General features: G+C 68.9%; 1 protein-coding gene. It reads right to left on the bottom strand.

The annotated features are described in order from the left end of the window. The coding region (locus AC1D08_RS33685) for a DUF5801 repeats-in-toxin domain-containing protein (protein WP_477425358.1) at positions 1–560 on the bottom strand (560 nt) is incomplete at both ends.

Raw genomic sequence — 560 nt, 5'->3', positions numbered from 1 at the left:
CGCCCGCACGGCCGACCACCTGCCCAGCCTCGAGGCTCAGCACCACCGCCTGGCCGCTCGCCGTGTCGACCAGCCCCGTCGCGCCGGCATTGAAGCCCAGCGCATAGGTGGTCGTGCCGGCGCCATCGGCGCCATAGCTGGAGGTGAACGCGCTGGCGAAGCTCGCCGTCGCATTCGTCGTCAGATCCGTCTCGTCGACGCTCAGCGATGCACTGGCGCCCGGCGCCGAGATCGACGGGCCGTCATCCAGGAAGGTCAGGTTGTTGCCGATGTTCAGTGTCGCCGACTGATGATCGCCATCCTTGTCGGTGATCGTCGCCGTCAGTGTCACCAGATTGTCGGCGTTCAGGCTGACCGGCTCGTTCGGGTCCGTCGTCGGATGGACCACCGCACGCTGCTGGTCGAGCGTCACATTGCCCGACGCATCGGTGCTGACCGTGAACACGATCACGCCGCCGACGCCCGCACGGCCGACCACCTGCCCAGCCTCGAGGCTCAGCACCACCGCCTGGCCGCTCGCCGTGTCGACCAGCCCCGTCGCGCCGGCATTGAAGCCCAGC

The organism is Mesorhizobium sp. P2_E6 (genome assembly GCF_056403835.1).
This window is presented reverse-complemented; position numbering and strand designations above follow the sequence as displayed.